12 protein-coding genes are annotated in these 13464 nt (G+C 73.6%); 10 read left to right on the forward strand and 2 right to left on the reverse strand.

The window, feature by feature from the left end; translation table 11 throughout:
• Positions 1-11: 11 nt before the first annotated feature.
• Together dnaJ and ACFYE3_RS04815 are read left to right on the forward strand one after the other, a co-directional pair.
• Entirely contained in the window at positions 12-1163 is a 1152-nt protein-coding gene (dnaJ, locus tag ACFYE3_RS04810) for a molecular chaperone DnaJ (RefSeq protein ID WP_387606561.1), read from the forward strand.
• Positions 1160-1939 carry a 16S rRNA (uracil(1498)-N(3))-methyltransferase gene (locus tag ACFYE3_RS04815; protein WP_387606564.1) on the forward strand — a complete coding sequence of 260 codons (780 nt, stop codon included), beginning with the start codon at positions 1160-1162 and terminating at the stop codon, positions 1937-1939. The genes dnaJ and ACFYE3_RS04815 overlap by 4 nt, the downstream gene beginning before the upstream one ends.
• A gap of 34 nt (positions 1940-1973) precedes the next feature.
• Here ACFYE3_RS04815 and ACFYE3_RS04820 read toward each other — a convergent pair whose 3' ends face one another.
• Positions 1974-2900 carry a GerMN domain-containing protein gene (locus ACFYE3_RS04820; RefSeq protein WP_387606566.1) on the reverse strand — a complete coding sequence of 309 codons (927 nt, stop codon included), beginning with the start codon at positions 2898-2900 and terminating at the stop codon, positions 1974-1976.
• A 289-nt stretch (positions 2901-3189) separates the two neighbouring features.
• Between ACFYE3_RS04820 and ACFYE3_RS04825 the strand changes: the two genes are divergently transcribed.
• From ACFYE3_RS04825 to ACFYE3_RS04860, 8 genes are all read left to right on the forward strand, one after another.
• Positions 3190-4275, forward strand: a complete 1086-nt coding sequence (locus ACFYE3_RS04825; protein ID WP_387606568.1) for a PhoH family protein — start codon at positions 3190-3192, stop codon at positions 4273-4275.
• A complete protein-coding gene (gene ybeY / locus ACFYE3_RS04830; protein WP_387606571.1) occupies positions 4275-4781 on the forward strand; it encodes an rRNA maturation RNase YbeY in 507 nt (168 codons plus the stop codon). The genes ACFYE3_RS04825 and ybeY overlap by 1 nt, the downstream gene beginning before the upstream one ends.
• A gap of 9 nt (positions 4782-4790) precedes the next feature.
• The gene (locus ACFYE3_RS04835; RefSeq protein WP_387606994.1) at positions 4791-6119 is read left to right on the forward strand and encodes a hemolysin family protein; all 1329 of its coding nucleotides are present in this window, start codon (positions 4791-4793) and stop codon (positions 6117-6119) included.
• Positions 6112-7188 (forward strand): GTPase Era, encoded by a 1077-nt coding sequence (locus ACFYE3_RS04840; protein ID WP_387606573.1) that lies wholly within the window; start codon positions 6112-6114, stop codon positions 7186-7188. The genes ACFYE3_RS04835 and ACFYE3_RS04840 overlap by 8 nt, the downstream gene beginning before the upstream one ends.
• A gap of 150 nt (positions 7189-7338) precedes the next feature.
• Positions 7339-8802, forward strand: a complete 1464-nt coding sequence (locus tag ACFYE3_RS04845) for an LCP family protein (protein WP_387606576.1) — start codon at positions 7339-7341, stop codon at positions 8800-8802.
• 177 nt (positions 8803-8979) lie between these two features.
• On the forward strand, positions 8980-10725 hold the full coding sequence (gene leuA, locus ACFYE3_RS04850; protein ID WP_387606578.1) for a 2-isopropylmalate synthase: 1746 nt from the start codon (positions 8980-8982) through the stop codon (positions 10723-10725).
• A gap of 127 nt (positions 10726-10852) precedes the next feature.
• Positions 10853-11605, forward strand: coding sequence for a DNA repair protein RecO (gene recO, locus ACFYE3_RS04855; protein WP_387606579.1), 753 nt, complete (start codon positions 10853-10855; stop codon positions 11603-11605).
• Positions 11606-11607: 2 nt separating this feature from the next.
• Positions 11608-12402 carry an isoprenyl transferase gene (locus ACFYE3_RS04860; RefSeq protein WP_387606582.1) on the forward strand — a complete coding sequence of 265 codons (795 nt, stop codon included), beginning with the start codon at positions 11608-11610 and terminating at the stop codon, positions 12400-12402.
• Here ACFYE3_RS04860 and ACFYE3_RS04865 read toward each other — a convergent pair.
• Positions 12333-13412 (reverse strand): alpha/beta hydrolase, encoded by a 1080-nt coding sequence (locus ACFYE3_RS04865; protein WP_387606584.1) that lies wholly within the window; start codon positions 13410-13412, stop codon positions 12333-12335. The genes ACFYE3_RS04860 and ACFYE3_RS04865 overlap by 70 nt on opposite strands.
• Positions 13413-13464: the final 52 nt, after the last annotated feature.

Below are 13464 nucleotides of genomic sequence, written 5' to 3' on the forward strand. Positions count from 1 at the left end.
AACGGACCACGGTGAGCGATCACTACGAGACCCTGGGCGTGTCCCGGGATGCCAGCCAGGAAGAGATCAAGAAGGCCTACCGCAAGAAGGCCCGCCGGCTGCACCCCGACGTCAACTCCGGCCCCGAGGCCGCCGAGGACTTCAAGCGCCTCTCCCACGCCAACGACGTCCTCTCCGACCCGGAGAAGCGGCGCGTCTACGACGCGACCGGCAACGAGAACGGCACCGACACCGGCTTCGGCGGAGGGTTCCCCGGCACGGGCTTCGGCTTCGCCGACATCTTCGACACGTTCTTCCAGGGCGCCGGCGGCGCCGGCTCCGGCCGGCGCGGCCCCGCGTCCCGCACGCGCCAGGGCCAGGACGCCCTGATCAACGTCCGGGTCTCCCTCAGGGACGCTGTCTTCGGCACGGAGAAGAAGATCACGGTGGACACGGCCGTGGTCTGCCCCACCTGCGACGGCACCTGCTGCCAGGCGGGCACCCAGCCCGAGACCTGCGACGTCTGCCACGGATCCGGCCAGGTGCAGCGCCAGGTCCAGTCGATCCTCGGCACCGTGGTCACGGCGGCGCCGTGCGCCACCTGCCAGGGTTTCGGCACCGTCATCAAGCACCCGTGCCACGAGTGCTACGGCGAGGGCCGCGTGCGCGACCGCCGCCCGCTGACCGTCAAGATCCCCGCCGGCGTCTCGACCGGCAACCGCATCCGCCTCTCGGGGCAGGGCGAGGCCGGCACCGCCGGCGGACCGAACGGCGACCTCTACGTCGAGCTCAAGGTCGACCCCGACCCCACGTTCGAGCGCCAGGGCGACGACCTGCACGCCCGCGTCCGGGTGCCCATGACCTCCGCGGCCCTCGGCACCACCGTGACCCTCGAGACCTTCGACGGCGAGCGCGAGGTGCCCGTGGGCCCCGGCACGCAGACCGGCCACACCGTGACCCTGCACGAGCTCGGGGCCACCCGGCTGCGCGGCGGCGGCCGGGGCGAGCTGTTCGTCCACCTCGAGGTCGAGACCCCCACGGCCCTCGACGACGAGCAGCGCGAGCTGCTCGAGCAGCTGTCCCGGCTGCGCGGCGAGGACCAGTCCACCGGCACCACCCTGAACTCCCCGGCCGGCTCCGGCGGCTTCTTCTCCCGGCTCAAGGACAGGTTCTCCGACCTGTGAGCCGGCCGGTGTTCAAGGTCGAGCCGGGCCGGCTCACCGGCCTCGGCCCCGGGGCGGCGATCACCGTCACCGGCCCGGAGGCCCGGCACGCCGTCACCGTGCGCCGTCTCGCGCCCGGTGAGCTCCTCGAGCTTGTCGACGGCGCGGGGACCCGGGCCACCGGGGAGCTGCGCACGGGGGACCGGGACAGCATGGAGGTCGGCGTCGTCTCGGTGACCACCGATCCCGCCCGCACCCCCCGGCTCGTCCTCGCCCAGGCCCTCGCGAAGGGCGAGCGGGACCTGCTGGCCGTGGAGACGGCCACCGAGCTGGGCGTCGACGCCGTGGTGCCCTGGCAGGCCGACCGCTCGATCGTGCGGTGGAAGAAGGAGCGCGCCGCCAAGAGCCACGAGAAGTGGGTGCACACCGTCGCGGCCGCCGCGAAGCAGTCCCGGCGGGCGGCCTGGCCCGAGGTGCTGCCCCTGTGCACCACCCGCGAGCTCGCCCGCCTGCTCGGGGAGCCGGGGACCCGGGGCCTGGTCCTGCACGAGGAGGCGCGCGACTCCCTCGCGGAACTGCCGGGCGCCGCCGGGGCTCCCTGGGCGGGCGCCGAGCGGATCGTCCTGGTCGTGGGTCCCGAGGGGGGCATCGCGCCCGCGGAGCTCGAGGCCCTGGCCGGAGCGGGGGCCGGCGCCGTGCGGCTCGGCCCGGAGGTGCTGCGCAGCTCCACGGCCGGCCCGGCCGCGCTGGCGGTGCTCAGCGCCGCCCTCGGCCGCTGGGCCTCCGGGTCCCGCTGAGCTCGGCGCGGCCGGTTCAGCCGCTTCGGCCGGTTCAGCCGGCGAGGACCTCCACGTCCTTGTCGTCGCGCACGGTCCCGCCCTCGGCGTCCCGGCCGACGACCGTCACCACGTACTCGCCCGGCTCCAGCTCGAGCTCGGCCCGGAACCCGACGGTCCCGTCGCCCCGCGGGACCACGGCCGCCGCACCGCTGGAGACGCGCTGCCCGTCCGGTCCGGCCACGGTCCACCGGCAGCCCCGGACGCCGTCCAGTGCCCGTCCCGAGAGGGCCAGGGTCCCCTCGGACCGCTCGTCCTGCCGCGGTTCGTCGAGCCAGATCGGCGCCGTCATCCCCTCGTCGGGCCGGAGGGGGCCGTCGAGGCGCACGGACCCGAAGACCTTCTCGTCGGGCCGGCCGTCCACGAGCACCACCACCTCGGTCTCCGAGCCCTCGGGCAGCAGCCCAGCCGTGGCCGCCGTGGCGGTCACCGTGTGCGCGAGCTGCTGGAGGGCCAGCCGCCCCTCACGGTCGTCCAGGTCCGGGCGGAAGGCTTCGGACGGCAGGTCCACGGTGATGGTCCCTCCGGGGGCCGTCGAGGCGCCGACCCGGTCCACCGGGGACCACAGGGTCCGGTAGTCCGGGTCCTCGGGGGTCGCCCCGGTCATCAGCGCCGCCGCCGCCGCGATGGGGTCCACGGCCGCGCCCGCCTCGGAGGCGTCCCGGAACTCCCGGAACAGCCGCTCCTCCCCGTCCGCGCGGCCCACCCAGTAGACGGGAAGCTTCGTGGTGGCCACCCGGCCGTCGGCGGTGCTGGCCGTGGTCGACGAGGCCGGCGCCGTGCCCGGCGTGGTGACCGTGCCGTCGAGGGCGGGCTCCGGACCGGTGCCGCACGCGCCGAGGACGAGGACGCCCACGGCGGTCAGCGCGAGCACGGGGAACCGGCCGCGGGCGGGCTCGGGCCGGGAACGGGCAGTGGCCATCGGGGGACGCGCACCTCGGCTTTCCGGGATCGGACGGGGGGGCGGTGCCGGCACCGGGGGAGGCCGCACCTGTCCCCCTGCCGGAGGACCGGACCATTCCAGCACAGCGGCCGGGGCGTCCCCAGCCGAGGAGCCCCGGGGGCCGTGACCGATACCAAATCGGAATGTGCGCCCGGCGACCGCCGGCCCCGGAGCCGCGCGGTACCCTGGAGGGAGGACGAGTCCCGTCCGCCGCCCCTTCCCCGGCGACCCACGAGAGAGCGAGAGCACGGCCCGCGCGGCCGGACCCATGACTGAGACGCTGCCCGGCACCACGCACCCCCTGACGGCCCGCACCGTCATCACCTTCCCCGACCGCGAGACGATGGTCCGGTGCCTCGGCTCCGGGGACGACACCCTGCGCCAGGTGGAGACGGCGTTCCCGGGCCTCACGACCAGCCCGCGGGGTCTCGAGCTCGGGATCGAGGGCCCGAGCGGCCCCGTGCAGATCGTCGCCACCCTCTTCGACGAGCTGAAGGTCCTGGCCGGCCGCGAGACCGCGGTCACCCCCCAGGTCATCACCCAGCTGCTCGAGCTGATCGGCCGGGACCTCACCGCCCGTCCCAGCGGTGCCCTGACCCAGAACATCCTCTCCAGCCGCGGCCGCAAGATCCGCCCGAAGACCCTCCATCAGAAGACCTACGTCGACGCCATCGACGAGCACACCGTGGTCTTCGGCATCGGTCCCGCCGGCACGGGCAAGACCTATCTCGCCATGGCCAAGGCGGTCCAGGCGCTGCAGGCCAAGGAGGTGTCCCGGATCATCCTCACGCGCCCGGCCGTGGAGGCGGGGGAGCGGCTCGGCTTCCTGCCCGGCACGCTCAGCGAGAAGATCGACCCGTACCTGCGACCGCTCTACGACGCGCTGCACGACATGATGGACCCGGACTCGATCCCCCGCCTCATGGAGGCGGGCACCATCGAGGTCGCCCCCCTCGCCTACATGCGCGGCCGGACCCTCAACGACGCGTTCATCATCCTCGACGAGGCGCAGAACACCACGCCCGAGCAGATGAAGATGTTCCTCACCCGGCTCGGCTTCGGCTCCAAGATGGTCGTCACCGGCGACGTCACCCAGGTGGACCTGCCGGGGAGCGCGGCCTCCGGCCTGCGCCAGGTCCAGCACGTGCTCGGCGGCGTCCAGGACGTCGCGTTCACGGAGATGACCGCGGAGGACGTCGTGCGCCACGAGCTGGTCAGCCGGATCGTCAGCGCCTACGACGCCTTCGACACGACCAACCGGCACCGCAACGAGCGGCGCCGGCGCAAGGACGACGCCCGTGCCGCCCGCGACGCCGCGCCGTCGGCTCCGGACGCGGACGGGGCGGAGGCCTGATGGCCGTCGAGTTCGACCTGCAGGTCGACCCGCAGGACGTCCCCGCCGGGGAGCGCGCGGCCTACGACGCGGTCGACGTCGAGCTGCTGGGCCGGCTCGCGGACCACGTCCTGGCGCGCCTGCACGTCCACCCCGACGCGGAGCTGTCGATCGCGGTGGTCGACGAGGACGAGATGGCGCGCCTGCACGTCGAGTGGATGGACCTGCCCGGTCCCACGGACGTCCTGTCCTTCCCCATGGACGAGCTGCGCCCGGGGACCCCGGAGGAGCCCGCGGAGGGCACGCTGGGCGACATCGTGCTGTGCCCCCCGGTAGCCCGCCGGCAGGCCGAGGCCGCCGGGCACTCCGTCGCGGACGAGCTGTGCCTGCTCACCACCCACGGCCTCCTGCACCTGCTGGGGCACGACCACGCCGAGCCCGGGGAGCGGCAGGTCATGTTCGCTCTCCAGCGGGACCTGCTCACCGACTTCCTCGGCCGCCCCGCGCCGGTCGAGACCATGGAGTAGCGCCCCATGATGACCACCGCGGTCCTCGTCGTCGCGGCGATCGTGTTCCTGGGCACGGCCTTCGTCCTCACGGCCGCCGAGACCGGCCTCACCTACCTGCCCCGCGCGGACGCCGAGGCCATCGCCCGGGACGCCCCCGACTCCTCCGCCGCGAGGATCCTGGCGACGCCCACGGCCCACCTGCAGGCCCTGCGCTTCTGGAGCGTCTGGTTCGAGACGGCCTCCGCCGTGGCGGTCGCCCTCGCGATGTTCGACGGCCTCGACGACGTATGGCTCGCCGGGCTCCTGGCCACCGTGGTGATGGCCGCCGTCGGCTTCGTCCTCACCGGGGTCTCGCCCCGCCAGGTCGGGCGCAGCAACGCCGCCGGCACCGTCCGGGCCACCGCCGGCCTCGTGCGCGTGCTGCGCATCGTGCTCGGGCCGGTCCCCGGGATGCTCGTGCGCCTGGGCTCGTCGGTCGCCCGGGACCCGGAGCGCACCGCCCCCGGCTACCTGACCGAGGAGGAGCTGCTCGAGTTCGTGGACCGCTCCACGGGCCAGGCCCTCATCGAGGACAACGAGGCGGAGCTGCTGCACTCGGTCTTCGACCTGGACGACACCAACGTCCGGGCCGTCATGGTGCCCCGCACCGACATGGTCTCCGTCGACGACGACGACACCGTGGACAACGCCCTGAACCTCTTCTTCCGGTCCGGCTACTCCCGCATCCCGGTGATCGGGGAGAGCGCCGACGACGTCCTCGGCATCCTGTACCAGAAGGACCTCGCGGAGCGGGTGCACCGCCTGGGCACCGGGCTGCGGCTCGCCGGGCTGTCCGAGCTCGCCCGGGAGGTCCGCTACGTGCCCGAGTCGAAGAAGGTCAACGAGCTGCTGCGCGAGATGCAGCTCGAGTCGATCCACGTGGCGATCGTCGTCGACGAGTACGGCGGCACCGCCGGGCTCGTGACCCTGGAGGACCTCATCGAGGAGCTGCTCGGGGAGATCGTCGACGAGTACGACCGGGAGAAGCCCGAGGTCGCCGAGGTCGGCGACGGCCGCTACCGCGTCTCCGCCCGGCTCGGCGTCGAGGACCTGGGCGACCTGTTCGGCGTCGACCTCGAGGACGACGAGGTGGACACGGCCGGCGGGCTGCTCGCCAAGTCCATCGGCCGGGTGCCCATCGTGGGCTCCCGCGCCACCGTCGAGGGCATCGTCCTCGAGGCCGTCACCCTGGAGGGACGGCGCAACCGGGTGGGCCAGCTCGAGGTCCGACGGGACCCCGACTGGGTCCCCCCGGGCTCCACGGCCGTGGAGCCCGCCGCCCAGGAGTCCGAGGAGGAGTCCCACCACCATGTCTGAGCCCACACCCGCCGTTCCCGCCGGAGCGGGCGAGCCCGCCGCCGGGGAGCCCGTCCCGTTCCGCGCGGGGTTCGCCGTGCTGGTCGGCCGCCCCAACGCCGGGAAGTCCACGCTCACCAACGCCCTGGTCGGGCAGAAGGTCGCGATCACCTCCAGCCGGCCGCAGACCACGCGGCACACCATCCGGGGCATCGTGCACCGGCCCGAGGGCCAGCTCGTGCTCGTGGACACCCCGGGCCTGCACCGGCCGCGGACGCTGCTCGGCGAGCGGCTCAACGACCTCGTGGCCGACACCCTCGCCGAGGTCGACGTCATCGGCTTCTGCGTGCCCGCCGACGAGAAGATCGGTCCCGGGGACCGGTTCATCGCCCAGCAGCTCGCGGCCTCCGGGAACAAGCCGGTCGTGGCGATCGTCACGAAGACGGACACCGTCTCCCGCGCCGAGCTCGCCGAGCAGCTGCTGGCGGTCACCGAGCTGGGCCGCTCCGTCATGGAGGCCGAGCACCGGGTCCGCGCCGAGCGCGCCGAACGGGCCGCCCGCAAGCCCCGCCACCGCGCCACGGCCGCGCACGCGCCCCGTCCGGACTCCGACGACCCGGGCTGGGCCGACGTCATCCCCGTCTCCGCCGTGGACGGCTTCCAGGTCGAGGCCCTCGCCGGCCTGCTCATCGACAGGATGCCGGAGTCCCCGGCCCTGTACCCGGACGGCGAGCTGACCGACGAGCCCGAGATGACGATGGTCGCCGAGCTCGTCCGGGAGGCCGCCCTGGAAGGGGTGCGGGACGAGCTGCCGCACTCCCTCGCGGTCGTGGTCGAGGAGATGGTGCCCCGCGAGGGCCGCCCCGCGGACCGCCCGCTGCTGGACGTGCGCGTCAACGTCTACGTCGAGCGGTCGTCGCAAAAGGCCATCATCATCGGCAAGGGCGGCGCGCGGCTGCGCGAGATCGGCACCCGGTCCCGGACCGCCATCGAGGCGCTGCTGGGCACGAAGGTCTACCTCGACCTGCACGTGAAGATCGCCAAGGAGTGGCAGCGCGACCCCAAGCAGCTCTCCCGCCTGGGCTTCTGAGCCGCGGGCGCCCCGAACGCGCCCGCCCCCGCCGCGTCGCCCGCCCCGAGCCCCGGGGCGGGCGACTAGCATGACACCCGGCGCCCCGGCCGGGCGCCGTCCCCCCGACCCCGTGCCCCGTGCCCGGGAGCCTGCCAGGAGAGAGTCACCGTGTCCTCAACGCCCCCCGACGCCCACGGACGCCACCGCGCCCCCCGATGGTCCCGGAAGCGCTGGGCCGCCGTCGCGCTGGTCGTCGTCCTGCTCGCGGTCCTCGGGGCCGGCGTGGCCGCGACCTGGCGGCTGCAGTCCAACCTGGACACCTCCCCGCTCGACCTGGGCGACGGGACCGGGCCCGAGTCCGGTCCGCTGGACATCCTCGTGATGGGCACGGACACCCGCGACGGCGAGGGCAACGACCGGTACGGCGACGACGAGGACAGCGCGGGGGCCGGCCTGACCGACGTCATGATGCTGGTGCACGTGAGCGAGGACCGCAGCGGCGTGACCGTGGTGTCCCTGCCGCGCGACCTGGTCGCCGACATCCCGCGCTGCACGGACCCCGAGTCCGGCGAGGTCCACCCGGCGGAGGAGGACGCGATGCTGAACTCGGCGATCGCCAACGGCGGTCCCGGATGCACGGTCGCGACCGTCAACGAGATGACCGGCCTCAAGATCGACCACTTCATGCTCGCCGACTTCAACGCCGTCAAGGAGCTCTCCTCGACCGTGGGAGGCGTCGAGGTGTGCGTCAACGACGCCGTCGACGACCCGAAGTCGGGGCTGGAGCTGCCCGCCGGCGTGTCCTCCGTGGAGGGCGAGCAGGCCCTGGCGTTCCTGCGCAGCCGTGCCGCCTTCGGCGACGGCGGGGACACGAGCCGGATCCGGTCGCAGCAGTCGTTCCTCGCGTCCCTGGCTCGCAAGATCAAGGACGAGGGCACGCTGTGGGACCTGCCGAAGCTGTACGAGATCGCCGACGTGGCCACGCGCAACCTGCACGTCGACGAGGGGCTGAGCTCCGTCCCGACGGTGGTGGGCCTCGGCACGGCCGTCCGGGGGATCGACCTCGGCAGCATGGTCTTCGTGACGGCGCCCACCGAGCCCTCCGTGCTGGACCCCAACCGGCTCCAGCTCGACGAGGAGCCGGCCGAGCACCTCTTCGAGGCCCTGCGCGAGGACCGGCCGCTCACCTCGCCGTCCGCGGAGCCGACCGGCGCCCCGTCCTCCTCGGCGAGCCCGTCGCCCGACGCCGCGGTCCCGAGCGTCGACCCGGCCACGGTCCCGCTCACGGTCGCGAACGTCTCCGGCGTCGACGGGCGGGACGCGGACATCGCCGACGTGCTCGAGGAGGAGGGCTACACCGCCGTCGAGTCCGGCCCACAGGCCACCGAGCTGCCGGGCACGCAGGTCTTCTTCGGCGCGGGCTGGTACGGGGCGGCCATCGAGGTCGCCGAGCTGCTCGGCGTCCCCTCCTCGCAGATCGTGCCCGCCACGGACGTCGTGGGGGTGTTCGTCTCGGTGGGCCAGGATTTCCGGGAGGGGGACCGTCTCGAGCTCGGCCCGTCGCTGCCCGGGGAGCTCAACGGGCAGACCGCCGAGCAGTACACCTGCCAGCAGGCGGCCGGTGACTGGTGAGAACGCGACCCGGCGCGCCGGACGCCCCGTGATAGGTTGGACACATGCGGACCGGGACGCTCCTCCTCCTTACGTGCCGCAACGGGGCCTGACCCGTCGACGAATGGCCGGCCTCCCGTTGCGGAGTTTCTCATGCCCGGCCCCCCGCAGACGTCTCGAGCAGAACAGGTCCCTCCCATGCGCAACTACCAGCAGCCCTCCGGCATGCCGATCCACAAGTACGTCCCGTACCAGCAGCAGTTCCCCTTCGACCTCGCCGACCGCACCTGGCCGGACCGGGTCATCACCGAGGCCCCCCGCTGGTGCGCCGTGGACCTGCGCGACGGCAACCAGGCGCTGATCGACCCCATGAACTCCGACCGCAAGCTCAAGATGTTCGAGCTGCTGGTGCGGATGGGCTACAAGGAGATCGAGGTCGGGTTCCCCTCGGCCTCCCAGACCGACTTCGACTTCGTGCGCCGGCTCATCGAGGAGGACCGCATCCCGGACGACGTCACCATCCAGGTCCTGACGCAGTCCCGCGAGCACCTCATCGAGCGCACCTACGAGGCCATCGACGGCGCCGACAAGGCGATCGTGCATCTCTACAACGCGACCTCCACGCTGCAGCGGCGCGTGGTGTTCGACCAGGACATGGACGGGATCGTGGACATCGCCCTCACCGGGGCGCGGCTGTGCCTGAAGTACGAGGAGCAGCTGAAGAACACCTCCGTGACCTACGAGTACTCCCCGGAGTCCTACACCGGCACGGAGCTCGAGTTCGCCGCGCGGATCGCCAACGCCGTGGCCGAGACCTTCGAGATCGGCGGGGACCGGGAGATGATCCTCAACCTGCCCGCCACCGTCGAGATGGCGACCCCCAACGTCTACGCCGACTCCATCGAGTGGATGTGCCGCAACCTCTACAACCGGGACGCCACCGTGCTGTCCCTGCACCCGCACAACGACCGCGGCACCGGAGTGGCCGCGGCCGAGCTGGGCTACCTGGCCGGCGCCGACCGCATCGAGGGCTGCCTGTTCGGAAACGGTGAGCGGACCGGCAACGTGGACCTCGTGACCCTGGGCCTGAACCTGCTGACCCAGGGCGTGGACCCGCAGATCGACTTCTCCGACATCGACGACATCCGCCGGACCGTGGAGTACTGCAACCAGCTGCCCGTCCCCGAGCGGGCGCCCTACGGCGGGGACCTCGTGTTCACGGCCTTCTCCGGCTCCCACCAGGACGCCATCAAGAAGGGCTTCGACCGGATGGCCCGGGACGCGCAGGAACAGGGCCGGAGCGTCGACGAGCTGGTGTGGGCCGTGCCCTACCTGCCCATCGACCCCAAGGACCTGGGCCGCACCTACGAGGCCGTCATCCGCGTGAACTCGCAGTCCGGCAAGGGCGGGGTCGCCTACCTGCTCGCCAACGAGCACGGGCTGGACCTGCCGCGGCGCGCGCAGATCGAGTTCTCCCGGGTGGTGCAGGAGCACACCGACACCTCCGGCGGCGAGGTCTCCGGCGCGGAGCTGTGGAAGGTGTTCGCGGACGAGTACCTGCCCACCGTCCAGGACGGGGACGCCGGGCGCTGGGGCCGGTACCGGATCACCAACATCACCACGACCTCCGAGGAGGACGGGGAGAGCACCCTCGAGATCGGCCTGGACGTCGACGGCGTCCAGCACCACCGGACGGCGCAGGGCAACGGTCCCATCGAGGCGCTGCTGGCGATCTTCGCGTCCGAGGGCGTCGACGTGCGCGTGCTCGACTACAGCGAGCACGCCCTGTCGGCCGGCGGCGACGCCCAGGCCGCGAGCTACGTCGAGGCCGCCGTGGGGGACCGGGTCCTGTGGGGCGTCGGCATCGACGCGAACACCACCCGCGCCTCCCTGAAGGCCGTCGTCTCGGCGGTGAACCGGGCCGTGCGGGACGCCCAGGACTGAGCGCCCGGCGGAGCTGCGCGGCGGCGGGCCACCCCGGCACAGGGGCGGCCCGCCGTCGTCGTCCCGGGGCGCACGTCCGGCTGCGCCGACCGCCTGAGCCGTCCGCCCGGCGTGGGACAATGGGCCGGTGGCCAGGACGACGTTCGCATCACGCAGCTACCGGGACGACGCCGTCGTGCTGCGCACCTACAAGCTCGGCGAGGCCGACCGCATCGTCGTGCTCCTGACCCGGGACCACGGGCAGGTGCGGGCCGTCGCCAAGGGCGTGCGGCGCACGACCTCCCGCTTCGGCTCCCGGCTCGAGCCCTTCAACGTGGCCGAGCTGCAGCTCGTCACCGGCCGCAACCTCGACATCGTCTCCCAGGCGCTGGGCAAGCGCGGCTACGGGTCGGTCATCGCCGCGGACTACGCCAAGTACACCGCCGCCGCCGCCATGACCGAGGCCGCGGAGAAGTTCACGGAGAACGACGACGAGTCCGCGGCTCAGCAGTACCGGCTGCTCGTGGGCGCCCTGTCCGCCCTGGCCCGCGGGCTGCACGAACCGGGGGCGGTCCTGGACTCCTACCTGCTGCGCGCCGTGTCGACGGCCGGGTGGGCCCCGAGCTTCACCGACTGCGCCCGGTGCGGCGCCCCCGGGCCGCACGAGGCGTTCTCGGCCCCGCTCGGCGGCGCCGTCTGCGCCACCTGTCGCCCGCCCGGGGCCGCCGCTCCCGATCCCGCGACCGTCGAGCACCTCTCCGCGCTGCTCACCGGGGCGTGGGAGCGGATCGACGCGGTGGAGCCCCGCACGTCCCGGGCCGCCGCCGGCATCGTGGCCACCTACGTACAGTGGCACCTGGAGAGGGCCGTCCGGTCCCTGAACCTCGTGGAACGGAGCTGACCATGCCCGGCTTTGCCGCCCCGCCCGCTCATCCCAGCGGCGCCTGCGCCCCGCCGATCCCGCGGCCGTTCGTGCCCCGGCACGTGGCCGTGGTCATGGACGGGAACGGGCGGTGGGCGAACCAGCGCGGCCTGGCGCGCAACGAGGGCCACAAGGCGGGGGAGGCGGCCCTGATCGAGGTGATGGCCGGCGCCATCGAGATGGGCATCCCGTACGTCAGCGCCTACGCCTTCTCCACCGAGAACTGGAAGCGCTCCCTGGACGAGGTGACCTTCCTGATGAACTACACCGCCGACGTCATGGAGCGCCAGCTGCCCACCTTCCAGGAGTGGGGCATCCGGATCCGGTGGGCCGGGCGCAAGCCCCGCCTGTGGCGATCCGTCATCAACCGCCTGGAGGAGGCGGAGCGGGCCACCCGCGACAACGACGTCGTCACCCTCACCATGTGCGTGAACTACGGGGGACGGGCCGAGATCGCCGACGCCGCGGCGGCCATGGCGGCCGACGCCCGCGCGGGCACCCTGAACCCGCGCAGCATCGACGAGAAGACCGTCCAGCGCTACCTCGACGAGCCGGACCTGCCGGACGTCGACCTCTTCCTGCGCTCCTCCGGGGAGCAGCGGATCTCGAACTTCCTCCTCTGGCAGTCCGCCTACGCCGAGCTCGTCTTCCAGGACGTCCTCTGGCCGGACGTCGACCGCCGCACCCTGTGGGAAGCCGTCGAGGTCTACGCGCGGCGGGACCGGCGGTACGGCGGGGCCGTCGACCGCGTGGCCGGTCCCGGCGCCTCCGCCTGAGACCGGCGCCGCGGCAGGCCCCGCAGCCAGGCCGCGAGATCCCGCTGCGCGGCCCGCCGCACGGCCTTCCGGGAGAGGTGGACGTCGTGGACGGCGCCCTCGTAGGAGCGCAGCGTCACGTCGGTGCCCAGGTCGGACGCGTGCCGGCGGATCTGCCGGACGTCCAGCACGGTGTCGGCCGAACGCATCTGCTCCGTCCACCACGGGCGGATGCACGAGCGGGCCGAGGTCTGCACCAGTACCGGAAGGTGAAGGTCCAACCCCTTCGCGACCTCACCCTGAGCCTGAAGGACAGCGTTGAGCCAGCCCGGGGTGATGTCGAAGCTGGTCTCGGGGCGCCAGCGGGAGTCGATCGGCCATTCGCCCTCGGCGTGCTCGCTGATCACCCGGTAGTAGTGGCTGCGCAGCCGGGCCCGCACCGGGTGGTCCGGGCGCTGCTCGGCGAGCCGGGCCACCAGGGGGCGCAGGGCGGCGCCCACGGCGTCCGAGCCGTGGCTGCCGATCCAGGGGGCGTTGAGCGCCAGGCCGTCGAGCCGGCCGGGGTGCCGTGAGGCCCACATCGCCGCGGTGAGGCCTCCGGTGGAGTGACCCATGAGCACGAGCCGCCCGCGGGGACCGGGAAGACCGTCCTCGGCGAGCACGTCGAGCGCGGCGGCGATGTCGTCGTCGTAGTCCGCGAGGTCCGTGGTGTGCCCCGGGCGGCCGTTCTCCACGGCGAGCACCTCGTCGGTGAGGTTCCGGCCGTAGCCGTGCAGGTCCAGGGCGTAGAACGCGTATCCCGCGGCCGCGCACGTCCGGGCCAGCTCGGCGTTGAAGAAGTAGTCCGACCAGCCGTGCAGGTACAGCACGGCTCCGCGCAGGCCGCCCCGCGCAGGCGGCACGTCCCCCGGCCGGTAGCGGACCACCGTGGCGGTGGAGTGGGGCGCGGAGCCGGGGTCCAGGTCCACGGTCCGCGCGCTGAAGCCCGGTCCCAGCACGTCGGGAACCCACGGGTCCGGGGGAGCGCCCATGCCCTCACCTCGCGGGCGGTCCGTCGGGGCGCCGGCCCGGAAGCCCCTCCGC

Origin of the sequence: Kocuria arenosa (genome assembly GCF_042879215.1) — a bacterium.
Classification (GTDB): Bacteria; Actinomycetota; Actinomycetes; order Actinomycetales; family Micrococcaceae; genus Kocuria; species Kocuria arenosa.